Source organism: Schumannella sp. 10F1B-5-1, assembly GCF_006517535.1.
GTDB lineage: Bacteria > Actinomycetota > Actinomycetes > Actinomycetales > Microbacteriaceae > Schumannella.
Map to the genome: position 1 here is coordinate 498511 of NZ_VHQH01000036.1, position 22170 is coordinate 520680.

Here is a 22170-nt window from a genome sequence, read left to right on the forward strand (position 1 = left end):
CCGGTGAGCCTGATCGACCCGGGCGCCCCCGATCTGCTCGCCGGCCTCGACGAGCAGCAGCGTCTCGCCGCCGAGACCCTGCTGGGCCCCGTCTGCATCCTCGCGGGCGCCGGCACCGGCAAGACCCGCGCGATCACGCACCGCATCGCGCACGGGGTGCAGACCGGCGCCTACGCGCCGAACCGCGTCCTCGCGCTGACCTTCACGGCGCGCGCCGCCGGCGAGCTGCGCACCCGGCTGCGCGGGCTCGGCGCCGGGGGCGTCGCCGCGCGCACCTTCCACGCGGCCGCCCTCTCGCAGCTCAACTACTTCTGGCCGACGATCGCGGGCGGCCTGCCTCCGCGGGTGCTGCCGGGCAAGGCCGGCGTGCTGGCGCAGGCCTCCGAGCGGCTCAAGCTGCGACTCGACAAGGCGGCGCTGCGCGATGTCGCCGGCGAGATCGAGTGGCGCAAGGTCTCGGGCCTCACCCTCGACGCCTACGAGCGGTCGGCGCACTCGCGTCCGCTGCCCGGCGGGCTCGGCGCGAGCGCCATGGTGAGCCTGCATCACGCCTACGAGACGCTGAAAGACGAGCAGCGGCGCATCGACTTCGAAGACGTGCTGCTCGTCATGGCCGGGATGCTCGACGCCGAACCCGCCGTCGCCGACGAGGTGCGCGGGCAGTATCGCTTCTTCGTCGTCGACGAGTATCAGGACGTCTCGCCGCTGCAGCAGCGGCTGCTCGAGCTCTGGCTCGGTCCGCGCACCGATCTCTGCGTCGTCGGCGACGCAAGCCAGACCATCTACTCCTTCGCCGGGGCGACGAGCGAGTACCTGCTCGGCTTCGGCGGCCGCTACGACGACGCGACGGTCGTGCGCCTCGAGAATAACCACCGCTCCACCGGGTCGGTGCTCGATCTCGCGAACCGGCTGATGCGCGGTCGCCCGGGCGCGCTCGAGCTGCACCCGGCGACGCCCGCCGATCGCGGCGAGCCGCCCGTCGTCACCGAGCACGCGAACGACCGCGCCGAGGCCGACGCCGTGGCGGCGGAGGTGGCGGAGCAGCTCGCGGCGGGCATCCCGGCCGACCGCGTGGCGGTGCTCTACCGGGTCAACGCGCAGAGCGCGGCCCTCGAGCAGGCGTTCTCGGCCCGCGGCATCGCGACCCGGGTGCTCGGCTCGTCGCGCTTCTTCGACCACCCCGCCGTGCAGCGCGCGATGCTCGAGCTGCGCAGCGTGTCGCAGACGCCCCGGCGCGAGCCGCTCTTCCAGTCGGTGAGCGATGTGCTGCAGAGCGCGGGGTGGACCCTCGAGCCGCCGAAGGCCGGTCCGGCCGAACGCGAGCGCTGGGAGCTCCTCAACGCGATCGTCGAGCTCGCCGACGCCGCACCGGACGGCACGACGCTGCGCGGCTTCGTCGACGAGCTGTTCGAGCGCCAGCAGGCGCAGCACGAGCCCGCGATCGCGGCGGTGACGCTCGCCACGCTGCACAGCGCGAAGGGCCTCGAATGGGATGCGGTGCACCTGATCGGCCTGAGCGAAGGACTGCTGCCGATCGTGCACGCGCGCGGCTTCGACGCGATCGACGAGGAGCGGCGGCTGCTCTACGTCGGCATCACGCGGGCGCGGCGACAGCTCGGGCTGAGCTGGTCGGCATCGCCGGGGTCCGACGACACTCCGGGCCCGGGGCGTCGTCGTGCGCCCAGCCGCTTCCTGGACGAGCTGCGCAGCGGCATTCCGGGTGCGGCATCCAGGTCCGCTCGCTGATCGCGCCGTCGCGGAGGTCGACGCGCAGCTCGACGCCGCGCATCCGGCTCTCGTCGACGAGCGTCGATGCCACGATCCGTCCCGCGTGGGCGAGAGCGAGGGCCCGCGACAGCCCGTCCATCCGCGGTGCCGGTCGATCGAGCAGCTGGGCGGCGAGGGCCGGCCAGGCGGGATCGTCGTCGACGCGGTGACGGTGCACGCAGTGCAGACACGCCGACGCTCCGGGCTGCACGAGCGGACCGATCACGAGCGTGTCGTCGGCGAGCACGATCGGCAGGTGCGGCACATCCCGCCGCAGCCAGTGCCCCGCGACGGCCGGGGGCACGATCCACGCGGCGAGCACCACGGCCAGCCGCGCATCGCCGGCACGCCCGGGCCGGGCGAGCAGGTCGCGCTCGTGCAGGGCCGAGGCGAGCTCGGCACCGAAGGGCAGCTCACCGAACAGCGCGGCCCGCTCCCGTCGCCGGGCAGGGCGCGATCCGTCCCGATCCGGCACCGATCGCGAGCCCGGCGCCGATCCCGGCCCCGGCGCTGCCGCACCGCCGGGCGCCGTCGAGAGCACCGCCGGGCCGAGCCGCCGCAGCATCTCGTCCGCGTCCGCGGCCGAGCCTCCAGCCTGCTCGGCGACGACCGCCAGCGCCGCCGGATCCGCGCCGCCGCGCAGGGCCTGGATCAGACGCTCCTCGACCCGGCCGACGGCGTCGAGACGCGCCACGACCCGCAGCGCACCGAGCTGCGCCGACTGCGGCGTGCGCCACAGCAGCGGGATGTCGGGGTCGAGCAGCAGCACCATGGCGCCATCCTGCGCCGAGCGGCGCACGCGTGCGCCGAACCGTCCACAGGGCGGACCCGGCACAGCCCGGCCCGGCTACGCCCGGCCCAGCCGCCCGGGCGACGGCCACGCGCTACTCGGTCGGGCGCTCGCCCTCGTCGCCGAGCAGCTCCTCCAGGGCGCGGTCGACGTCGTCGTCCTGCTCGCCGAGTCCGCCGGTGAGCCGGGTCACGAGGAACGACGGGTCGTCGATGTCCTGGCTGCCGGGCAGGATGTCGGGGTGCGCCCACAGGGCGTCGCGCCCTTCCGATCCCACCGCATCCGTCACGGACTGCCACATCGCGGCCGCCTCACGCAGCCGGCGCGGGCGCAGCTCGAGTCCGACGAGCGTCGAGAACGCCGACTCGGCCGGGCCTCCGGTCGCGCGGCGGCGGCGCATCGTCTCGGCCAGCGCGTCGGCGCGGGGGAGGCGCGAGGTCGCCTGCAGGGTCACCACGTCGACCCAGCCCTCGATGAGGGCGAGCATCGTCTCGAGCCGGCCGAGCGCGGCCTGCTGCTCAGGCGACTTCGGCGGGATCAGCGCGCCGCTCGTCATCGCATCCCGCAGCTCCTCGGGGTTCGCCGGGTCGAAGTCGGCGGCCAGCTCCTGCAGCCGCTCGGTGTCGATGCGCACCCCGCGCGAGAACTCGGCGATCTGGGTCAGCAGATGCAGCCGCAGCCACTTGGCGTGCCGGAACAGCCGGGCGTGCGCCAGCTCGCGCACCGCGAGGTAGAGCGCGACCTGGTCGTCGGGGATGTCGAGGCCGCGGCCGAACTCATGCACGTTCTGCGTCACCAGGGCGGCCTGCGTGGTCTCGCCGTCGAGCAGCGGGATGCCGACGTCGCCGCCCGAGACGACCTCGGTCGAGAGGCGCCCGACGACCTGGCCGAGCTGCATCGCGAAGAGCGTGCCGCCGACGTTCCGCATGATGCGGCCGGCGCTCTGCGCCACGCCCTCCATGCCCGGGGTGTCGCCCATGCCCTCGTCGTCGAGCACCTGGGTGAGGGCCGTCGCGATCGAGTCGGCGACCGGGGCCGCGAGCTGCGACCAGACCGGCATCGTGCGCTTCACCCACTCGGTGCGGCTGAGCAGAGCCGGCTCGGCCGTCAGCGACGTGATCTCGGTGGCCTCGTCGAGCCACAGCGCCGCCACGTGCAGGGCCTGCTCGAGAGCCGAGCGCTCGCCGGGCGTCGACACCACGCTGCTGCGGGTGGCGAGCTGGGTCGCCTGCTCGACGCCGACGTTCCAGTCGATGCCGTCGGCCGAGTTCTGCAGGGCCTGCTGCAGCTGGCCGATCAGGCGGTTCAGCAGCTCCGGGTCCGACGGCAGGCCGGCCGCCGAGGCCAGCTTGGCGGGGTCGAGCTCGCCGCCTCCCGCGAGGAACTGCCGCAGCATCTCGCGGAACTCCTCATCGCCGGGATCGCTCGGGCGGGGTTCCTCAGACATGCCGACTACGCTAGCCTCCGCCTCGCCGGCCGAGCCGGGAGAACGGGGCTTTCCGGGCCGGTTCCCGTGCGCCCCTGGCGAACAGCAGAGGTGAGCGCGTCGGTCCTCCTCCTTCCCGCCACGAGATCCCCGAGACGGCGCGCATGACCTTCCTCACCGACACCCCCGCCCCGCCGATCGAGCCCGCGCCGCGGCGTCGCGCCCCCCGCTCGGTCGTCGTGGGCTGGGTGCTGCTGATCGTCGGCGTGATCGGCACGCTCGTGGTCGGCATGACCCCGGCGCCCTACGTGATCGAGCGACCGGGACCGGTCTACGACACCCTCGGCAGCCAGAAGGTCGACGGCAAGCAGACGCCCCTGATCTCGATCGACGGCGCGACGACCTACGACACCGACGGCCGCCTCGATCTGCTGACCGTCAACATCCTGGGCTCGCGCGAGCAGCAGCTGAACTGGGTGGATGTCGCCCTCGCCTGGTTCGACCCGGCCGAGGCCGTCGTGCCGCTCGAGACGATCTACCCCGAGGGCGTCAGCGACGACGAGGTCGATGAGCAGAGCCGGGTCGAGATGCAGAACTCGCAGCAGGAGGCCATCGCGGCCGCCCTGCGCAGCCTCGACTACCCGGTCACCGGCTCGGTCGAGATCGTCGGCACCAGCGAGGGCAGCCCCGCCGCCGGCAAGGTCAAGGACGGCGACGTCGTCATCTCGGCCGACGGCGAGCAGATCGGCGACCTGGATGCGCTGCGCGAGATCATCGCGAAGCACGACGACGGCACGGCCGTGACCCTCGTGATCCGCCGCTCGGGCGTGGAGCGCACGGTCGAGATCGTGCCGGCCGCGGCGAAGGCCGCCGACGGCAGCGACACCGTCGCGGTCGGCGTCTACACGAAGATCGACTACTCGTTCCCGATCGACGTCGAGCTGAAGCTCGACAAGGTCGGGGGCCCGAGCGCGGGCATGATGTTCGCCCTCGGCATCGTCGACAAGCTGACCCCGGGCGCGATGACGGGCGGCGAGCACATCGCGGGCACGGGCACGATCGACGCCGACGGCCAGGTCGGCGCGATCGGCGGCATCCGTCAGAAGATGTACGGCGCCGAGCGAGCCGGGGCGACGTGGTTCCTGGCTCCCGCCTCCAACTGCGACGAGGTGGTCGGCCACATCCCCGACGGCCTCACCGTCTACTCGGTGAAGACCCTCCAGCAGGCCGAGACCGCCGTGGAGGCGATCTCGAGCGGGAAGGGACGCGCGGCGCTGCCGACCTGCGGCAGCTGAGCCGCAGCCGGGCCCGGGCGGCGTCGGCTCGGCGACGCGCCTGTCCGCCCCCGGCGATCTCGCAGAGACCGCCCGGCGTGCGCGCCTAGGATCGGAGCACGCCGCGGCGTCTCGGCACCGGCGCACACCCACAGGAGCACTCTCGTGACCGCCACTGCACCCCGGCCTGCTCGCTCTCGACTGCGCGGCACGATCGCGATCGCCGCCGTCATCCTCGCGGTGATCGTCGTCGCGTTCTTCGCGTTCGCGAGCCTCTACAGCGACTTCCTCTGGTTCGACCAGCTCGGCTACCAGAACGTGCTCACGACCCAGTGGATCGCCACGGTCGTGATGTTCCTCGTCGGCTTCCTCGGCATGGCGGTCCCGGTGTTCGTCAGCGTGCAGATCGCCTTCCGCGCGCGCCCCGTCTACGCCAAGCTCAGCGCCCAGCTCGACCGCTACCAGCAGGTCATCGAGCCGCTGCGCCGTCTCGCCATGTTCGGCGTGCCGGCCGTGCTCGGCCTGTTCATGGGCGTCTCGACCTCGATGCGCTGGCAGACCGTGCTCGAGTACCTCAACCGCACCTCCTTCGGCGTGAAGGATCCGCAGTTCGGCCTCGACAACTCGTTCTACGTCTTCGAGCTGCCCTTCTACCACGGCATCCTCGGCTACGCGTCGGCGGCCGTGATCGTCGCCGGCATCGCGATGCTCGCGACCCACTACCTCTACGGCGGCATCCGCGTCGGCAACCGCGAGGTGCGCATCACGCGGGCTGCGCGCGTGCAGATCGCCGTGACCGCCGCGGTGTTCCTGCTGCTGCAGGGCGTCAGCATCTACTTCGACCAGTTCTCGACGCTCACCGATTCGCGCGGCGTCAGCAACCTGTTCACGGGTGCGACCTTCGCCGACGTCAACGCGGTCATCCCGGGCAAGCTCATCCTGGCGATCGCCTTCGCCATCGTCACCATGCTCTGCATCGTCACCGCGGTGATCGGCCGCTGGCGTCTGCCGATCATCGGCACCGGCTTGCTCGTCGTGGCCAGCCTGGTCATCGGCACCGTCTACCCGGCGCTGATCCAGCGCTTCCAGGTCGAGCCGAGCGAGCAGGCGCTCGAGCAGGAGTACATCGAGCGCAACATCACAGCGACGCAGGATGCGTACAACATCTCGGGCATCGACACGGTCGCCTACCAGGCGACGACGGATGCGACTCAGGGCGCGCTGCGAGAAGACGCCGACACCACCGCGAGCATCCGCCTCATCGACCCGAACGTGATCAGCCCCACCTTCTCGCAGCTCGAGCAGGTGCAGCAGTACTACCAGTTCCAGTCGCAGCTCGACGTCGACCGCTACACGATCGACGGCAAGACGCAGGACACCGTGATCGCGGTGCGCGAGCTCGACCAGAAGAATCAGAGCGCCGGCGGCTGGATCAACGACACGGTCGTCTACACGCACGGCTACGGTGTCGTCGCCGCCTACGGCAACCAGCGCGAGGACAGCGGCGAGCCGAAGTTCATCGAGTCGGGCATCCCGACCACCGGACAGCTGGGCGAGTACGAGCCGCGCATCTACTTCGGCGAGTCGTCGCCGTCGTACTCGATCGTGGGCGCCTCGGAGGACGCCAAGCCGGTCGAGATCGACTACCCCGCCAGCGACAAGGACGACGACAGCGCCGCCCGCAAGTACACCTACCAGGGCGACGGCGGCCCGAAGCTCGACAACGCCTTCAAGCAGCTGATCTACGCGATGAAGTTCGGCTCGGAGCAGATCCTGCTCTCGAACTACGTCACGAAGGACTCGCAGATCCTCTACAACCGCGACCCGCTGCAGCGTGTCAAACAGGTCGCGCCCTACCTGACGCTCGACAGCGACGCCTACCCGGCGGTCGTCGACGGACGGGTGCTCTGGATCGTCGACGGCTACACGACCACCGCCGACTACCCCTACTCGCAGACCGAGCAGCTCTCGTCGGCCATCGCCGACACGAACACGCCTCAGCCCGAGTACGCGCTCGACGACGTCAACTACATCCGCAACAGCGTCAAGGCCACAGTCGACGCCTACAGCGGCAAGGTGACGCTCTACGCCTGGGACGACAAGGACCCGCTGCTGCAGACCTGGGGCAAGATCTTCCCCGGCACCCTGACCTCGCAGAGCAAGATGAGCGAGCAGCTGCTCGAGCACGTCCGCTACCCCGAGGACATGTTCAAGATGCAGCGCTCGATCCTCGAGACGTATCACGTGACGAACCCGAACACCTGGTTCTCGCGCGACGATCAGTGGACGACGCCGAACGACCCGACCTCCGACGAGGACAAGAAGCAGCCGCCCTACTACCTGACGATGAAGGTGCCGGGAACTGACAAGTCGGCGTTCACGCTGTACTCCACGTTCATCCCGGCCTCGACATCCAGCGAGTCGCGCAGCGTGCTCAAGGGCTATCTGACGGCGAACGCCGACTACGGACCGGACTACGGCAAGCTCACCCTGCTCACGCTGCCGAAGCAGGATACGGTGCCCGGCCCCGGTCAGGTGCAGAACACCTTCAACACCTCTGACGACGTCGCACCGCAGATCAGCCTCCTGAAGCGCGGCAACACGGATGTGCGGCTCGGCAACCTGCTGACGGTGCCGGTCGGCGGCGGCCTCCTCTACGTGCAGCCGGTGTACGTCGAGTCGACGACCGGCACGAAGTACCCGCTGCTGCGCAAGGTGATCGTCGGCTTCGGCGACCAGGTGGCGTTCGAGGACACCCTCGATCAGGCCCTGGATGCGCTGTTCGGCGGCGACTCGGGAGCCTCGGCCGGCGACACCGGCGTGCAACCCGGTGACGGCACCGATACCGGGGACGGAACCGACACCGGCGGCGACACCGGCGGCGACACGGGCTCGGGCGGCGACACCGGAACCGGCACGGGAACCGGAACCGCCGACGAGGCCGCGGTGAAGGCCGCCCTCGCCGACTACCAGGCCGCGCTCGACAAGCGCACTCAGGCCTACGCCGACGGCGACCTGGTCGCCGCCGCCGAGGCCGACAAGGAGATGCAGTCGGCCGTCGAGCGGGCGATCGCCGCGTCGGGGGAGTAGCCCGCATCGTTCACCCCGTGGTCATGAGCACCCCGCGACCCGTGTTAGGCTCGTTCATGCACCGCGGGGTGGAGCAGTTCGGTAGCTCGCTGGGCTCATAACCCAGAGGTCGCAGGTTCAAATCCTGTCCCCGCAACCAAGAGATAAGGGCCCCAGTCGTCGACTGGGGCCCTTTCGTTTCGCGAATGACGACAACTCTGGCTACAGCGCGTTGAGGCGTGATCGGTTCGTGCCCAGGCTCCAAGTCTCGTTCTCGAATCGACGCGGATTCGTGCGGGAGCGGTGACGCGTTCCTCGCCGGAATGCTTCCACCACGGGGTTCCCCGCTCACCCGCGACCCTCAGCGACCCGCGAGTCCCAGTGGGGCGACGACGACGTCGAGATCGTCGAGGAATCCCTCCGGGTCAGAGAGGCCGAAGGCCGTGCGCTGCAGCACGAACCCGTGCAGCAGAGCCATGACGACCCGGGTCGTGTGATCGAGGTCGAGGTGCCGGTCGACGCGCCCGGACTCCTGTCCCCGTCGGAGCGCGGCGGCCATCTCGGCGCGCATCGTCTCGAAGCCGGCGGTCGCGCGTGCGCGCAGGTGCTCGTCGCGGAGCAGCTCGGCCCACGCCTGCACCGCGCAGTTCAGCAGCTCCCCGACGGGCACGGGCGCTCCGGAGGCGTCGACGGCGACGTCGTCGCTCGCGCTCGTCACGGACGCCCGGATCAGATCGGCGACGGTGAGGGGCTCGCCGCGATCGACCGCGCGTTCGAGCGGGGCGAAGATCAGGTGGAACGCGTCGCCGGCGATCTCGAGGATGAGCTCGTCCTTGCCGGTGAAGTATCGATACGGCGCGCCAGTGGAGACGCCGGCCTCGGCGGCGATGTCGGGCATCGAGGTCTGGTGGAAGCCGTTGCGGGAGAAGCAGCGTCGTGCCGCCGCGACGATCGCGGCCCGGCGCTGCGCCCGTCGCTCGTCCGTGATCCTCGGCATCTCATCTCCTGGATCTCGCATCAGCGAATGATGATTCATCTTGACACACTCCGCATCGAGGCGCATCGTATTCCGCGAATGGTCATTCACTGAGATGGCCGGATGGAGGACGACGAGATGAGCGACGTGACGCTGAAGATCGGCGGCTACCGGTACGAGCACACGCGGGCGGTATTCGACGGGGAGATCCCGATCGCCGGGGTGGACCCGGTGTTCACGACCTCGGCGCTGATCTCGGACGTGTTCGAGCAGATGGCTCGAGGCGAGCTGGATGTGGCGGAATACGGTCTGACGTACTTCCTGCGGAGCTGGGACACGGAGGCGTCGCCGTACCTGGCGCTGCCGATCTTCCCGAACCGCAACTTCCGTCACGAGGCGCTGTTCGTGTCCGAGCGGAGCGGCATCCGGCGGCCCGAGGATCTCGCCGGGCGGACGATCGGCGAGTTCGCGCTGTGGGGAAGCGACCCTGGCGTGTGGATGAAGGGCCTGCTGGCCGACGAGTACGGCGTGACGCCGGATCAGTGCCGGTGGATGATCGGCGGCACGGATCACCCCGTTCCGGCATTCGACTGGATCCCGCAGCCGGTGCCGGAGGGTGTGCAGGTCGAGCACGCGCCGGACGGCGCAACGCTCGCCGACCTGCTGGAGTCCGGCGAGATCGACGCGCTGCTCTCCGTCGACGTGCCGCAGCGGCTGCTCGACGGCTCGCCGACCGGCATCCGGCGGCTCTGGCCCGACTACCCGGAGGTGGAGCGCGACTACCACGCTCGCACCGGGATCTTCCCGATGATGCACGTCGTGGCGATCCGGAAGGAGCTCGTCGCCGAGTACCCCGAGCTGCCGCGGGCGCTCTACGACGCGTACCTCGCCGCGAAGGACGCGACGGAGGCGTGGTACCTCGATCAGGCGTCGAAGCAGCACATGGGCGTCATCACCCCGTGGTTCAGCGCGCACTTCGCGGAGAACCGCCGGATCTTCGGCGACGACTGGTGGCCCTACGGCGTGGAGCGGAACCGGAAGGCCGTCGATACCTTCCTCCGGTACCACCACGAGCAGGGGCTCTCGCGTGCTCTGCTCACGAGCGAGGTCATCATGGTGCCGTCGCTGCTGGACACCTGATGCTGACCGGAACGCGCGTGATCGCGCTGGAGGAGCATGTGGTGATCCCGGAGCTGCTCGACGCGTGGACGCGGCTCGATCCCGCTGATCGCGACCTGGCATTCGGGCCCGCTGCGGACGGCGAGACGGGCCGGCGTCTGCTTGAGGTCGGCGACGAGCGCCGCGCGGCGATGACCGCGACCGGGGTCGACGTGCAGGTGCTGTCGCTGACCACGCCGGGTCTGCAAAACCTGCCGGTCAACGAGGCCGTCGCCCTCCAGCGCGTCGCGAACGACCGGCTCGCAGCGGCGGTGCGCGATGACCCCGTGCATTTCCAGGGACTCGCCGCGCTCGCGACCTCCGCACCGGACGACGCTGCCGATGAGCTCGTCCGGGCCGTGCGCCGACTCGGCCTCGACGGCGCGATGCTCTACGGGCGCACTGGTGACCGTGGTCTCGACGACCCGGCGCTCGAGCCGATCTGGTCCGCCGCCGAAGAGCTCCGCGTGCCCCTCCATCTTCACCCGCAGTCGCCGCCGGCGGCGGTGCGCTCGGCGTACTACGACGGGCTCCCGGACGCTGTGGCGTCAGGGTTCGCCACGCATGCCATCGGCTGGCACTACGACGCCGGCGTGCAGGTGCTGCGACTCGTGCTCTCCGGGGTCTTCGACCGTCATCCCGGACTCAGACTCGTGGTTGGGCACTGGGGCGAGACGGTGCTGTTCTACCTGGAACGCGCCGCCCCCCTTGCCGCGCTCGCGCGGCTGCCGCGAACCCTGGACGAGTATGTGCGGACGCACCTCTCCGTGACCCCGAGCGGGATGCTCAGCGAACGGTATCTGCGATGGGCGACCGAGGTGATCGGCGTTGACAGGATCCTGTTCGCCACCGACTACCCGTTCGAGGCGGCGTCGACGGCCGGAGCGCGCGACTTCCTGGACCGTGCGCCGGTGTCGGACCCGGAGGCCGATGCCATTGCCTCCGGCAACTGGGAGGCGCTGAGAGCGAGGATCCGGCGTTGACGCGAGACCGCCGCGTCACAGGGGTCTGATGCGTCACGATCCGGACCCTTCGTCGTGCGAGCCCCGTCCGATGGGCTCGGCGACGGGCCTCTACTCTGGAGGGGTGAGCGAGTTCCCCTCCGACCCGTCGCCTGTCGTCGACGCCGGCGCCGCCGAGCTGGGCGTCGCCGTGCTGCAGTTCGCTCCGGGAGCCGACGGTGCCGAGAACCTGGCGACGATCGAGCGGCTCGGCCGACGCGCGGCCACGGCGGGCGCCCGTCTGATCGTCGCGCCCGAGTACTCGTCGTACTTCGTGCCTGCGCTCGACCTCAGCTGGATCGCGAACGCCGAGGAGCTCGACGGCCCGTTCGTCACCGGCCTGCAGCGGCTCGCGGCCGAGACGGGCGCGGTCGTCGTCGCCGGGCTGGCGGAGCGCATCCCGGGCGAGACCGAGCGCTTCGCCAACACCCTCGTCGCGGTCGACGGGGATGCGGTGCTCGCGACCTACCGCAAGATCCACCTCTACGACGCCTTCGGCAGCCGCGAGAGCGATCGCATCGTGCCGGGGGAGATCGGCGCTCCTGCCGTATTCGACGTCGACGGTGTGCCGGTCGGCCTGCAGACCTGCTACGACCTGCGCTTCCCCGAGGTGACGCGACGACTCGTCGACGCCGGCGCCGAGCTCGTGCTGCTGCCCAGCGAGTGGGTGCGCGGGCCGCTCAAGGAGTTCCACTGGCGCACGCTGGTGACGGCGCGCGCGATCGAGAACACCGTCTACGTCGCCGCGGCCGACCACGCCCCGCCGATCGGCGCCGGCAGCAGCATGATCGTCGACCCCATGGGCGTGCAGCTCGCCGGACTGGGGGAGCAGACCGAGATCGCGGTCGCCCGGATCAGCCGCGCGCGCGTCGCCGAGGTGCGCACCGTGAATCCGGCGCTCGCGCTGCGGCGGTTCCGGGTCGAGCCGCGCGACTGAGGTGCGGTCGGCTCGCCGGCTGTGAGCGGGCGAGAGCCGCCGTCGTCAGCTGAACGTCGAGGCGAGGTCCTGCGCGTAGGCGTGGTAGATCTCCTTGCCCCGCGTGGTGTCGGCGGCATTCGTGTCGACCAGCTCGCGCAGCGCCTCCTCGATGCCGCGCGCGGCGCGGTCGAAATCGACCGTCGCGGCGCTCAGCGCCAGCCCCGCCGAGAGCGCCGTGAGGATGGCCGAGACGGTAGGCGGGTGGCTGTCGTGGCGCACCATCCCGGCCTCCTGCAGGTCGAAGACCAGCTGCTCGGGGATCGCGGTGCGCGGCTGGAACTCGAAACCGTCGATCGCGCTGACGATCCGGCCGAGCGAGCGCGGATCGGCGAGATAGAGCTGCCGGATGAACGGGTTCTCGTAGACCGAGATGAGCACGTAGTAGTAGATGCGCGAGAGCATGCCGCCGCGCGGATCGCGGCTGATGTTGTCGAGGGCGATGTGCAGCATCCGGTTCGTCTCGCGCTCGAGGGTGCGCACGACGATCCACTCGACGCTCGGCACGAGGGCGGTCAGCTCATCCTCGGAGCAGTCGAGGTGGCGGGCGATGGAGCGCAGGTCGACACGGTCGAAGCCGTCGTCGATGATCATCCGGACGACGACGTCGATGACCGCATCCAGGTCGAGGTGCGTCATAGCAGGCCTGTCTGTGTGAAGTTCGGGGCTTCGGGTTGGGACAGTCTAGGCAGGCGGTGAACCGTTCTGTTCGCCCCCGATCCTCCCCAGTGCGGGGGACGTTCTGCGATGGATGTCGGATATCGGCCGCGGCGACGGGCGCTCTCCTCCCCAGACCGCCGCCGGCTCCGGTGTGCACAGTTCGTCCGCTCCGGCGCTCCCGGGGGCGGCCGCCGACCTACCGTCGGCGGCATGCCCGCACGCCTCCCGCTCCTCGCCCTCGCCGTGATCGGCGGTCTGCTTCTCACCGGATGCGTGGCCGGCGACGGCGCGGCGAGCGAGGGCGCGCCCGCGCCGGAACAAGGAGCCGAGCGCGCCCGGCTCGAGCTGCGGGCGCAGCAGGAGGCCCACACCGCGCTGCGGCGCTATCGCGAGCGCGCCGACGAGGTCGGCGCCTTCGGCTGGGTCGCCCCCGCGTCGCTGCGCGGGCTGGTCGGCGCCCATCGATTCGAGCGCGAGCAGGCCGACGCCGAGCGGATGCGGGCCGAGGGCTGGGTGCAGGTGGGCCCGACCGTGGTCACGGCGGTCGAGGTGCTCTCCCTCACGGCGGGACACGGTCGCATCGGGCGCGTCGTGGCCCAGGCCTGCATCGACGGCAGCGGGGCCCGACTCGTGCGGCTGACCGACGACGATCCACGGCAGCGCGATCTCAGCGAGCCGAGCGCCCGGATCGTCGAGGTCGACCTGCAGCGGGCGCGGTCCTCGTCGCCGCTGCGCGTCGTCGCGCTGCGCGAGACGGGGGAGGAGTGCTGAGGCGAGGCGCGTCGCGGCGCGGGTCGTGGCTCGCGACGTTCACGAAGGAAGGCTGAAGTACGCTCCCAGGGTCGACATAGAGATCGCACATCCAGCGCCGCGAATCTGGCACCGCTGGAAAGGAGCACCACCGACATGACCGAGAACTCCCGCACCCCTGACGAGGAGCCCACCGGCTCGACCGCGCCCGGCTCGTCGGAAGCCGGCTCGACCGACGCGGCGACCGCGCCGCAGGTCGACGCCGACAGCTCCGCCCCCGCCGCCCCCGCTCCGACTCCGGCGCAGCCGGCGTTCGGCTACGGCGCCGAGCAGAGCGGCGACCACAGCGCCTACGCGGCCCCCGCCGCCTTCGGCGCCCCGGCGTCGCACTCGCCCGCCTCGGCGACGCAGCCCGTCGGCGCGACCCAGCCGGCTCCGGCCCCGCACGCGGCCCCGACCTTCGCCGCCCCCGCCGAGGCCGGCGCATCCGCTCCGGGCGCCTCATTCGGTCCGGCTGCCGCCGCGCCCGACTACGCCTACGCGACCGCTCAGCCCGGCGTCACCGGCAGCGGCGCGCCGGCTCCGAAGACACGCAAGCGCTCCGCCGCGGTGCCGATCATCGCCGCTCTGGCGATCGGCGCCGTGCTCGGCGGCGCCAGCGGCGCCGGGGTGACGGCCGCGACCATGTCGTCGCTGGTCGGCACGACGAGCGCGGACTCCGCCCGACCCACCACGGTGACGGTCAACGACTCGACATCGGTCAACCAGACCACCGCGGTCGCGGCGAAGGCGACCCCCTCGGTCGTGACGATCTCCGCCTCGTCGACGAGCGCCGCCGGCACCGGCTCGGGCGTCATCCTCGACGACAAGGGCTACATCCTCACCAACACGCACGTCGTCACGCTCGACGGCGCCTCGGGCGACGCGACGATCGAGGTCACCCTCAGCGACGGCCGCATCTTCGCGGGCAAGGTCGTGGGCACCGACCCGACGGTCGACCTCGCGGTCGTGAAGATCGAGGCCGATGACCTCACTCCGATCACCTTCGGCGACTCCGACAAGCTCAACGTCGGCGATGCGGCGATCGCGATCGGAGCCCCGCTCGGCCTGTCGAACACGGTCACCGACGGCATCGTCAGCGCACTCGACCGCAGCATCCAGATCGCCTCCTCGGCCGCGCCCGACACGGGCGACCAGAACCAGGGCGGCAACGGCGGCAGCGACGACGGCAGCCCCTTCGACTTCTGGAACAACCAGCAGGGCGGCAGCTCGTCGAGCGGCGCCACCAGCTCGATCTCGATCCCGGTCATCCAGACCGACGCATCCATCAACCCCGGCAACTCGGGCGGTGCGCTCGTCGATGACGAGGGCAAGCTCATCGGAATCAACGTGGCGATCGCGAGCGCCGGCGGCAGCTCCTCGTCGAGCAGCCAGTCCGGCTCCATCGGGGTCGGCTTCTCGATCCCGGCGAACCTCGCCAAGCGCGTCGCCGACGAGATCATCGCGAACGGCACCGCCACGCACGGCCTGCTCGGCGCCTCGGTCTCCGACGCCACGCTGAAGAGCAGCAGCACCGTCGGCGCCGTCATCGCCGAGACCCCGGTCTCGGGCGGCGCCGCCGAGAAGGCGGGCCTGCAGAAGGGCGACGTCGTCACCGAGTTCGACGGCCACCCGATCACGAGCGCGACCGACCTGACAGCGCAGGTGCGCGCCGAGGCCGGCGGCTCGACCGCGAAGCTCACCTACGTGCGCGACGGTCGTGCCACGACGGTCGAGGTCACGCTGGGCACCTACTCCAGCTGACCCGCACGCAGCTCCGACTCGGGGCCGCCCGCCATCCCCTGGCGTGCGGCCCCGAGCCATGTCTGGTGCCGACACGGACACGGATCGGGTTCTCGGCCGACTGCTAGGCTCGCGACGAGTCGGCGCACGGTCGACGATCCGCCCGGACCGGGAGAGCACGATGGACCCGACTCCGTCTGACGCCCCCGCCCTGCCTCCCCTCGCGGAGCAGCCGGGGGTCTCCTATGTCATGCCGGTGCTCAACGAGGCGGGCTACATCGAGTCGGCCGTCGCGAGCATCCTCGCTCAGGGGAATCCGGGCGAGAGCGAGCTCGTGCTGGCGCTCGGCCCGTCGACCGACGGCACCGACGCGATCGTGCAGCGGCTGGCCGCGGCCGAGCCGCGCATCCGCATCGTCGACAACCCGCAGAGCGACATCCCGATCGGCCTCAACCGCGCGATCGCCGCGAGCTCGCATCCCGTGATCGTGCGGGTGGATGCGCACACCGAGCTCGCCGAGGGATACACGCTCCGCGGCGTCGAGACGCTGCGCCGCACGGGAGCGGCGAGCCTGGGCGGCGTCATGCAGGCGACGGGCAGGCCCGGCGTGCAGGCGGCTGTGGCGCGGGCCTACAACAGCCGCTTCGGTCTCGGCGGCGGCGCGTACCACGGCGGCGACGACGTGCCCGAGGGGCCCGCCGAGTCGGCCTACATGGGCATCATGCGCCGCGAGGCGGTGGATGCGGTGGGCGGCTTCGACGAGACGCTGCGCCGCGGCGAGGACTGGGAGTTCAACCACCGTCTGCGTCGCGCGGGCTACCTGGTCTGGCTCGACCCGAAGCTCGAGGTCACGTACTGGCCGCGCAGCACCTTCGCGCGTCTGGCGCGGCAGTTCCTCGCGACGGGCATCTGGCGCGGCGAGCTGGTCCGCCGTCTCGGCGGCAGCAACCCGGTGCGCTTCTTCGCCCCTCCGGTGCTGCTGCTGTCGCTCGTCGTCTCGGTCGTGCTGCTGCCGCTGCACGCGACCGGCGTGCTCCACGGCGCTCTCGGCTGGATCCTCGCGCTCGCCTACCTCGGTCCGCTCGCCTACCTCGCCCTGCTGGTGCTGGCGGCGGCGACGACGAGCGGCTCGCTCGCCGACCGCATCCGATTCGCCGGCGTGCTCGCCGTCATGCACCTGAGCTGGGCGTGGGGCTTCGTCGTGGGGCTGCTGCGCGGCGCGCGCGACGCCGTCGACACGAGTCGCACCGAGTCCTGACCGGCGACTCGTGGACCGCCGGCCCTGAACCGGCCGGTTCGCCGGCCTCAGCCCAGGCGGCCCTCGTCGAGGAGACGCTGCACGACCCGCTCACCCGCATGCCCGTCGTCGTTCGGCGCGTAGCGGGCGCGCCACTCGGCGCGGCGCTCGGCGAACTCGCCGGCGCGCGCATCCCCGCTCAGCAGCTGCAGCAGCTCGTCGCGCGTCGACACGACCGGTCCGGGCGCCTCGGCGAGCAGGTCGAAGTAGAAGCCGCGCAGGTCTTCGCTGTAGTGCGCGAGATCGGGCGTGAAGAACACGATCGGGCGCTCGGTGGCGGCGAAGTCGAACATGACCGACGAGTAGTCGGTGACGAGGATGTCGGCGGCCAGCACCAGGTCGGCGACATCGGGGTAGGTGGTCACGTCGACGAGCCGATCGCCGCGCAGGTCGCGACCGTAGGGGAGCGTGCGGGAGTGACCGCGCACGAGCAGCACGGTGTCGTCGGGCAGACGAGCGGCGAAGCCCTCGAGATCGAGGTAGTCGACGATCTCGGTGCGGTCGTCGCGCCAGGTGGGCGCGTAGAGCACGACGCGCGCCTGCGCCGGGATGCCGATCCGTCGTCGCACCGCGGCCGGGTCGCCATCGCGCAGCACGTCGTTGCGCGGGTAGCCGAGCTCCCAGATCGGGCCCGAGAAGGCGTAGGCGCGGCGGAACACGGCGGCCGAGTAGTCGTTCTGGGCCAGCATGACGTCCCACCGGTCGCTCTCGCGCCGCACGGCGAGCCGGGTGCGCAGTCCGCGGCCCGGGCGATCGAGGGCGAGGCGCTTGATCATGGTGCCGTGCCAGGTCTGCAGCACGGTCTGGTGCCGGCGCCGCAGGAAGCGCTTGCGCAGCCAGTCGTTGACGATCAGCACGCGCGCGGCGCCGCGGGCGCGCCACCAGGCGCGGGAGCCCTCGATCACGCGCACGGCGCCGGGCGGCACCGGCACGGAGGCGTCGGCGACGCTCCAGTAGCGGGTGGTCTGGGGGCGCAGGCGCGCGAGGGCGCGATCGACGCCGGCGGGATTGCAGGCGACCGTGCGGCCGTAGAAGCTCTCGAGGAACACCGCATCCTCGGGGCGGAAGATCGACCGGAAGTACGCCGTCTGCAGTCGACGCTGGGCGGCGCGGCCGCGCTCGTCGGCCGCGAGGGGCGGCGCGACGCGCAGTCGCAGCCCGCCGTCGACGGGCTCGGCGGCGAGGTGCTCCAACTCGTGCTCGAGGCGATACGGCGCTCCGGCGCGCACGCCGGTCGCGACGTCGAGCCGGGTCGAGGGCTCGTCGCCGTCGACCAGCAGCTGCAGGCGGTAGTCGCCCGACGGCAGCGCGAGGTGGTCGGCGCCCCACCGCGACAGGGTGAGGGGGATGCGCGCCACGAGCCCGTCGGCGGTCGCCGTGACCACGCCGTCGACGCGAGCGCGGGCGCCCTCGAGGCGCACCCGCGGGGGAGCGGCCGACGTCCCCGGGGGATCGGCGGCACCGGAGGGGCTCGCCGGGACCACGAGCGTCACCGTCAGCTCGGGTGCGCCGGCCGCGTCGAGCCCGAGCGCCAGGCCGGAGACCCGCGGGCGGGCGACGGGACGCGCATCCACGCCGACCAGACCCGCCGGCACGTGCTCGCCGAGCCGCCGCAGCAGCGTCGCGAGCACCCGGTCGGCCGCGTGGCCGTCGAGGTGGTCCACGTGCTCGCGCACGAGGTGGCGACGGTGCCGCTCGGCGTCGGCCGGATCGGCCAGCAGACGATCCAGACGACTCAGAACGCCCGTCCAGTCGATGGCGTGGTCTCCGCCGCTGAAGTCGCGGTAGGGCTCGTAGAGTCCGCGCTTCTTGCCGTACTGCTCGAGGTCGGGGGCCAGGAACACGGCGTGGCCGCCGGCCAGCGCGTGGTCGTAGGCGATCGAGGAGTAATCCGTGACGAGCACGTCGACGGCGCTGAGCGCCGGCGTCACGTCGCCCAGCGCATCCGAGCCGAGCATCCGCACGCGCGGCGACGCAGCCGCCCCGGCCAGGTAGTCGCCGACGCCGAGCGGATGGCTGCGCACCAGGAGCGTGGCGTCGTTCCGCTCCAGCCAGTCGGCGATCGCGGCCCAGCCGGTGCCGTCGGGAGCGGCGGGGTCGGGTGCGCCATCGCGCCAGGTGGGGGCGTAGAGCAGCACCGGTCCGCCGCCCAGATCGCCGACGACACCTTCGACCAGCGCACGGGCGGTGGCCCGGCGTGCGTCGGCGTCACCGCGCAGCAGCACGTCGTCGCGGATGTCGCCCGTGATCGGCAGGCGTGACAGCGGCACGCCGAACGCGCTCGAGATGCGCCCCGCCACGAGCTCCGAGGCGACCGGGAACAGCGAGATGCCCCGCCCCGCGACGCGGTACGCCCGCGCCATGACCGCGCGCACGAGCCGGTGGTCGGGCAGCGGCGAGAGCTTCAGCGCAGCGGGGGTGTCGAGATGCAGCCGCTTGAGCGGGATGCCGTGCCAGAGCTGCACGACGGTCGCCCCGCGGGTGCCGAAGCGGTTCACGTCGCCGAAGCCGTGCGTGACGATGGCCACGCGAGCGCGCAGCGTGAGGGCGAAGCCGTGACGGCCGTGCTTGAGCTGCGCATCCCAGCCCCGGGCCCGCGCGGCGGCGAGTTCGCGGTCGTCGGAGGCCAGCCAGACGACGCGTCGCGGGCGTCCGTCGGCGGTCGTCGCAGCCCGCTCGCGCGCGAGCTCGTAGAACGGCACGGCGCCCTCGCCGAGCCCGATTCCGCAACCCACGACCCAGAGGTCGCGGCGACGCGGCACCACGAGGGATGCGGCGGCGCCGAGCGCGTAGAGCGGGAGGCGCAGCAGCTTGCGCAGATTCCCGGCGCCGAAGGTGAAGCTCGCCATGGGTGGTGCGGGTCCGTTCCCTTCTGCCGCTGGAACGGCCCGTCGCGCCGCCGCTGGAGCGACTAGTTCACGATTCTGGCACGATCCCCCGGATCGCGACCCGGCTCTCGCGGGCTGTGCTGGGATGTTCGGGTGCCGCTGATGAACGACATCCGCTCTGCCCGGCGCGTTCTGCGCAACATCCTCCGCTCCCGCCGCACGCGGCGCGAGATCGCGCAGCGCCAGGCCGAGTTCCCCCGCCCCCGCGTCGACTCGATCGACGTCGCCGTCTACTTCGCCGACACGCGCACGAACCTCTACCAGATCCGCCAGTGGTACGCGCCGCTGCGCGAGCTGTCGGCCGAGCACCCCGTCGCGATCATCACCCGCAGCCCCGGCGCGGCGCTGACGATCAACGAGGAGTCGGGGCTGCCGGTGCTCTACCTGCGCAAGGTCACCGAGCTCGAGGAGTTCGTCGACCAGCAGAAGCTGAAGATCGTGCTCTACGTGAACCAGAACACGAAGAACTTCCAGATGTTCCGCTACGGCCGCATGTGGCACACGTTCATCAACCACGGCGAGTCGGACAAGATGTACATGACGACGAACCAGTTCAAGTCGTACGACTACGCGCTCGTCGCCGGCCCGGCCGCGATCGACCGCCTCTCACGCAAGCTCTGGGACTTCGACGTCGACAAGCGCGCGATCGAGATCGGGCGTCCGCAGGCCGACCACTTCGCCGGCACGACCCCGTACCCGCACGACGACCGCATCGTGGTGCTCTACGCGCCGACCTGGGAGGGCGACCGCCCCGCCGCGCTCTACGGCTCCATCGCCTCGCACGGCGTCGCTCTGGCCGAGGCCGTGCTCGCCTCGCCCAGCCACCGGCTCATCTACCGTCCGCATCCGCGCAGCGGCGTGCTCGACCCCGCGTACCGCGCCGCGAACGAGCAGATCATCGCGGCGATCGCCGCCGCCAACCAGCGGGATGCGTCGGCTCACCACGTCGTCGACGACGGCCCCGAGATGGGCTGGCAGCTGGCCGCCGCCGACGTGGCGATCACCGATGTGTCGGCGATGGTCTACGACCGCCTCGCGACCGGCAAGCCGATCATCGTGACCCGTCCGCTCGCGCCCGAGGCCGAGGTCGACGAGGGCGGCTACCTCGGCTCGGCCGAGTGGCTGTTCGCCGACCGCGCCGGCGACGTGCTCGGCGACGTCGACCGCGTGCTGCGCGACGCCGAGGCGCAGGCCACCCTCGCTCACTGGGCGCGCCACCACTTCGGCGACACCGCTCCCGGCTCGGCGACGCGCCGCTTCCACGCGGCGATCGATCACCTCGCCGCCGAATGGGATCGCCACGCGGCGATCCACGCCGGCGACGCGCCCGAGCGCGACAGCGGCGACCCCCTCGACGACGAGGATGACGAGGAGGGCATGCCCGCGACCGGCGACTGACCGATCAGACCTCGGCGTCGGCCCGGTCGGTCTGGTCGTCTCGGCGGCGCCAGTCGATCACGTGGGTGCCGCCGACGGCATCCAGGGGCTCGTCCGTCGCGGCACGCCGACGCAGCGGCAGCCGCACGTCGGGCAGGCGCAGTCCGCGACGCTCGCCCGAAGGTCGCGGGGCCCGGATGCGCGGCTCGAGCTCCGCCGGAAAGACGGCGGGCGGCGCCCCGAACGCGGTGCGCGACGACGTGACCACCTTGCGGCCGAGCAGGTGGCTGCCCGTTCCTCCGATCACGGCGCCGATGCCGAAGGGGATCATGCGGCCGACGACCGAGGCGCCCTGCGACGCGGCGAAGCGCTTGAGGAACGCCGACTTGAGCCGGTCGGCGACGATGCCGACGGCGCCGCTCGGCAGCGACGACGAGACCATCTCTCCCCAGAACGCCGAGCGCGCCACGCCGGCGCCGGCGGCCTGACCGGCGAACTGCTGCAGCAGCTCGACGCCGCCTCCGCCGAGCATCATGGTCATGACCAGGGTCCGGGCGCGATCCGGATCGGTCACGGGGATGCCGTGCACCTCGGTGACCGACTGGGCGAACAGCGCGCTGACCTCCAGGAACCCGGCCGTCTCGACGCCGGAGAGCGCGATCGAGGCGCCGACCCCGACCGCGGGGATCGCCGAGGCCGCGCCCACGGCGGCGCCGCCGCTGGTGACCGCGGCGAGGTAGCGCCGTTCCAGGATCGTGATGACCTCGGCGGGCGAGGCCTCGGGGTGGCGGGCGCGGATGCCGCGGATGTGCGCGAGCACGACCGGACGCTGAACGCTCAGCAGGCGGTCGAACCCGCCGGCGACCTTCGGATGCACGTCGCCCTCGGCGGCGCGACGCAGGGCCTTCGGGGGCTTCGGGGTGGGCATGGGGTCAACCTAGACCGGGGCTCGGGTGCGCGACCGGGTTCCCGGCCCCGA

General features: G+C 71.9%; 15 protein-coding genes, 1 tRNA gene and 1 pseudogene. 11 read left to right on the forward strand and 6 right to left on the reverse strand.

The features are described 5' to 3' along the window. Window positions 1-3 precede the first annotated feature (3 nt). The gene (locus tag FJ658_RS07930) at window positions 4-1746 is read left to right on the forward strand and encodes an ATP-dependent helicase (RefSeq protein WP_255447622.1); all 1743 of its coding nucleotides are present in this window, start codon (window positions 4-6) and stop codon (window positions 1744-1746) included. On the opposite strand, the pseudogene FJ658_RS16830 reads toward FJ658_RS07930, so the two are convergent. Together FJ658_RS16830 and FJ658_RS07940 are read right to left on the reverse strand one after the other, a co-directional pair. Then, a pseudogene (locus FJ658_RS16830) lies at window positions 1673-2539 on the reverse strand (TOMM precursor leader peptide-binding protein); the annotation flags it as partial. The gene FJ658_RS07930 and the pseudogene FJ658_RS16830 sit on opposite strands and share 74 nt — an antisense overlap. 112 nt (window positions 2540-2651) lie before the next feature. Continuing rightward, window positions 2652-4004 carry a zinc-dependent metalloprotease gene (locus tag FJ658_RS07940; RefSeq protein WP_141144813.1) on the reverse strand — a complete coding sequence of 451 codons (1353 nt, stop codon included), beginning with the start codon at window positions 4002-4004 and terminating at the stop codon, window positions 2652-2654. Window positions 4005-4147: 143 nt separating this feature from the next. Between FJ658_RS07940 and FJ658_RS07945 the strand changes: the two genes are divergently transcribed. The 3 genes from FJ658_RS07945 to FJ658_RS07955 all read left to right on the forward strand — a co-directional run bounded on the left by FJ658_RS07945 (window position 4148) and on the right by FJ658_RS07955 (window position 8486). Beyond that, a complete protein-coding gene (locus FJ658_RS07945; RefSeq protein ID WP_141144814.1) occupies window positions 4148-5278 on the forward strand; it encodes a PDZ domain-containing protein in 1131 nt (376 codons plus the stop codon). 144 nt (window positions 5279-5422) lie between these two features. Continuing rightward, the gene (locus tag FJ658_RS07950; RefSeq protein ID WP_181408377.1) at window positions 5423-8347 is read left to right on the forward strand and encodes a UPF0182 family protein; all 2925 of its coding nucleotides are present in this window, start codon (window positions 5423-5425) and stop codon (window positions 8345-8347) included. Window positions 8348-8409: 62 nt separating this feature from the next. Further along, window positions 8410-8486, forward strand: a tRNA-Met gene (locus tag FJ658_RS07955). Window positions 8487-8687: 201 nt separating this feature from the next. Here FJ658_RS07955 and FJ658_RS07960 read toward each other — a convergent pair. Beyond that, window positions 8688-9323 carry a TetR/AcrR family transcriptional regulator gene (locus tag FJ658_RS07960; protein ID WP_141144815.1) on the reverse strand — a complete coding sequence of 212 codons (636 nt, stop codon included), beginning with the start codon at window positions 9321-9323 and terminating at the stop codon, window positions 8688-8690. Window positions 9324-9440: 117 nt separating this feature from the next. Between FJ658_RS07960 and FJ658_RS07965 the strand changes: the two genes are divergently transcribed. The 3 genes from FJ658_RS07965 (at window position 9441) to FJ658_RS07975 (ending at window position 12398) form a co-directional block, all read left to right on the forward strand. Beyond that, a complete protein-coding gene (locus FJ658_RS07965) occupies window positions 9441-10442 on the forward strand; it encodes a 4,5-dihydroxyphthalate decarboxylase (RefSeq protein ID WP_141144816.1) in 1002 nt (333 codons plus the stop codon). Further along, window positions 10442-11443: an amidohydrolase family protein gene (locus FJ658_RS07970; RefSeq protein WP_141144817.1), complete on the forward strand. Its 1002-nt coding sequence runs from the start codon at window positions 10442-10444 to the stop codon at window positions 11441-11443. The genes FJ658_RS07965 and FJ658_RS07970 overlap by 1 nt, the downstream gene beginning before the upstream one ends. Before the next feature lie 103 nt (window positions 11444-11546). Beyond that, a complete protein-coding gene (locus FJ658_RS07975; protein ID WP_255447623.1) occupies window positions 11547-12398 on the forward strand; it encodes a carbon-nitrogen hydrolase family protein in 852 nt (283 codons plus the stop codon). Window positions 12399-12443: 45 nt separating this feature from the next. Here the strand turns inward: FJ658_RS07975 and FJ658_RS07980 are convergent, their stop codons facing one another. Further along, window positions 12444-13076 (reverse strand): hypothetical protein, encoded by a 633-nt coding sequence (locus FJ658_RS07980; RefSeq protein WP_141144819.1) that lies wholly within the window; start codon window positions 13074-13076, stop codon window positions 12444-12446. Between the two features lie 231 nt (window positions 13077-13307). Here FJ658_RS07980 and FJ658_RS07985 point away from each other — a divergent pair, with 231 nt between their 5' ends. The 3 genes from FJ658_RS07985 to FJ658_RS07995 all read left to right on the forward strand — a co-directional run bounded on the left by FJ658_RS07985 (window position 13308) and on the right by FJ658_RS07995 (window position 16887). Continuing rightward, a complete protein-coding gene (locus FJ658_RS07985; protein WP_141144820.1) occupies window positions 13308-13868 on the forward strand; it encodes a hypothetical protein in 561 nt (186 codons plus the stop codon). 135 nt (window positions 13869-14003) lie between these two features. Next, complete coding sequence (locus FJ658_RS07990; protein WP_141144821.1) at window positions 14004-15650, forward strand: S1C family serine protease; 1647 nt, start codon at window positions 14004-14006, stop codon at window positions 15648-15650. A gap of 160 nt (window positions 15651-15810) precedes the next feature. Continuing rightward, window positions 15811-16887 carry a glycosyltransferase family 2 protein gene (locus FJ658_RS07995; RefSeq protein WP_141144822.1) on the forward strand — a complete coding sequence of 359 codons (1077 nt, stop codon included), beginning with the start codon at window positions 15811-15813 and terminating at the stop codon, window positions 16885-16887. Window positions 16888-16934: 47 nt separating this feature from the next. On the opposite strand, the gene FJ658_RS08000 is transcribed toward FJ658_RS07995, so the two are convergent. Continuing rightward, a complete protein-coding gene (locus FJ658_RS08000) occupies window positions 16935-19775 on the reverse strand; it encodes a CDP-glycerol glycerophosphotransferase family protein (protein ID WP_141144823.1) in 2841 nt (946 codons plus the stop codon). A gap of 141 nt (window positions 19776-19916) precedes the next feature. Between FJ658_RS08000 and FJ658_RS08005 the strand changes: the two genes are divergently transcribed. Continuing rightward, window positions 19917-21212, forward strand: a complete 1296-nt coding sequence (locus FJ658_RS08005) for a CDP-glycerol glycerophosphotransferase family protein (protein WP_370454772.1) — start codon at window positions 19917-19919, stop codon at window positions 21210-21212. A gap of 4 nt (window positions 21213-21216) precedes the next feature. On the opposite strand, the gene FJ658_RS08010 is transcribed toward FJ658_RS08005, so the two are convergent. Further along, on the reverse strand, window positions 21217-22119 hold the full coding sequence (locus FJ658_RS08010) for a hypothetical protein (RefSeq protein ID WP_255447624.1): 903 nt from the start codon (window positions 22117-22119) through the stop codon (window positions 21217-21219). Window positions 22120-22170 lie beyond the last annotated feature (51 nt).

Coding starts and splice junctions, on each gene's coding strand:
- FJ658_RS07940 (WP_141144813.1), bottom strand. CDS start 4,004: ATGTCTGAGGAACCCCGCCCGAGCGATCCCGGCGATGAGGAGTTCCGC.
- FJ658_RS07945 (WP_141144814.1), top strand. CDS start 4,148: ATGACCTTCCTCACCGACACCCCCGCCCCGCCGATCGAGCCCGCGCCG.
- FJ658_RS07960 (WP_141144815.1), bottom strand. CDS start 9,323: ATGCCGAGGATCACGGACGAGCGACGGGCGCAGCGCCGGGCCGCGATC.
- FJ658_RS07965 (WP_141144816.1), top strand. CDS start 9,441: ATGAGCGACGTGACGCTGAAGATCGGCGGCTACCGGTACGAGCACACG.
- FJ658_RS07970 (WP_141144817.1), top strand. CDS start 10,442: ATGCTGACCGGAACGCGCGTGATCGCGCTGGAGGAGCATGTGGTGATC.
- FJ658_RS07980 (WP_141144819.1), bottom strand. CDS start 13,076: ATGACGCACCTCGACCTGGATGCGGTCATCGACGTCGTCGTCCGGATG.
- FJ658_RS07985 (WP_141144820.1), top strand. CDS start 13,308: ATGCCCGCACGCCTCCCGCTCCTCGCCCTCGCCGTGATCGGCGGTCTG.
- FJ658_RS07990 (WP_141144821.1), top strand. CDS start 14,004: ATGACCGAGAACTCCCGCACCCCTGACGAGGAGCCCACCGGCTCGACC.
- FJ658_RS07995 (WP_141144822.1), top strand. CDS start 15,811: ATGGACCCGACTCCGTCTGACGCCCCCGCCCTGCCTCCCCTCGCGGAG.
- FJ658_RS08000 (WP_141144823.1), bottom strand. CDS start 19,775: ATGGCGAGCTTCACCTTCGGCGCCGGGAATCTGCGCAAGCTGCTGCGC.
- FJ658_RS08005 (WP_370454772.1), top strand. CDS start 19,917: ATGAACGACATCCGCTCTGCCCGGCGCGTTCTGCGCAACATCCTCCGC.
- FJ658_RS08010 (WP_255447624.1), bottom strand. CDS start 22,119: ATGCCCACCCCGAAGCCCCCGAAGGCCCTGCGTCGCGCCGCCGAGGGC.